The organism is Actinoallomurus oryzae (genome assembly GCF_039541955.1).
GTDB lineage: Bacteria > Actinomycetota > Actinomycetes > Streptosporangiales > Streptosporangiaceae > Actinoallomurus > Actinoallomurus oryzae.
This window is the reverse complement of the sequence record NZ_BAABHF010000090.1, coordinates 1-1458: the sequence shown is the minus strand read 5'-3', so window position 1 is coordinate 1458 and position 1458 is coordinate 1. Positions and strand designations below refer to the sequence as shown.

Here is a 1458-nt window from a genome sequence, read left to right as displayed (position 1 = left end):
CCCTTGGGTGATCATTCTTCTTGCGACAGAAAGATGTTCAACCCAAGGGCTTCAGTTGATCAGTGTGCACGATGCCGGCATGGTCGGCGCATCCGGGGACCTGGCTTGGTTCCGTCAAGAGTTCTACGCGTGCCTGTCCCGGCGGGCGGACGCGTTGTTCGAGCTGACGGATGCGGTGTTGTGCTCGGAGGGTCCGGTCCGGTCGTTGGCTGAGTTGTCCCTGGTCGGTGAGCATCGCCGGGGCCATGGCGGGTTGTATGCCGGTCTGGCCCGCGGCCGGGTGGATGTCGACCGGCTTCGGCACGCGGTGCTTGCCGGGCCGCTGCCCCGGGCAGCCGACGGGCGGCTGGTGCTGGCCGTGGACCTGACCTGCTGGCTGCGCCCCGAGGCGCACACCTGCCCGCAACGGATCTTGTGTCATACCTATGGACGCGGCAAGGACACCCACGTCATGGTTCCGGGCTGGCCATATTCGATGGTGGTGGCGCTGGAGAGCGGGCGCAGCTCATGGACCGCGCCCCTGGATATCAGGCGGCTCGCGCCCGGCGAGGATGCCGCCGCGGTCACCGCTGACCAGCTCCGCCGTGTCATCACCGGTCTGATCAGGCACGGGCACTGGCAGCCCGGGGACCCCGACATTCTCATCGTGGCCGACGCCGGCTACGACGGCCCCCGGCTGGCGTTCGTGCTGGCCGACCTGCCGGTGGCCGTGCTGGTGCGGATGCGCTCAGATCGGGTGCTGCGCCGCCCGGCACCAATGCGCACCCCGCAGATGACAGGACGGCCCCGGCGCCATGGGGACGAGTTCGTCTTCGGCGACCCGGCCACCTGGGGTGAGCCGGACATCGCCACCCACACCGACACCCGGCTGTATGGCCCGGCGCTGGCCCGCGCATGGAACCGGCTGCACCCACGCCTGACCCACCGCACCGCCTGGACCCAACACGCCGGGAAGCTGCCGATCCTGGAAGGAACAGTGGTCCGCCTGGACGTCGGCCGGCTGCCAAGCGGAGCAACGCCCAAACCGGTCTGGCTGTGGCATTCGCGCATCGACCTGGATCCCGACCAGGTCGACCTGCTCTGGCAGGCGTTCTTGCGCCGGTTCGACATCGAGCACACCTTCCGCCTGTTCAAACAAACCCTCGGCTGGACCTGCCCGAAGCTACGCACACCCGAAGCCGCCGACCGGTGGACCTGGCTGGTCTGGGCCGCCTACACCCAACTCCGCCTCGCCCGTCGCCTGACCGCCGATCTTCGCCGCCCATGGGAAAGACCCGCCGAACCGGACCGGCTGACACCAGCCCGTGTCCGCCGAGGGTTTCGGCACCTGCGCCACAAGACAGCACGTCCAGCCCGTGCACCGAAACCATCCCGGCCCGGCCCCGGACGACCACCCGGACGCCGCAACCGCCAACCAGCCGACCGCCACGACGTGCACACTGCCACCACGACCAAAAC

The 1458-nt window shown here is 69.2% G+C and carries 1 protein-coding gene; it reads left to right on the top strand.

The window, feature by feature from the left end:
- Nucleotides 1–7 precede the first annotated feature (7 nt).
- The coding region (locus ABEA10_RS50755) for an NF041680 family putative transposase (RefSeq protein ID WP_345475915.1) at nt 8–1458 on the top strand (1451 nt) is incomplete at its 3' end.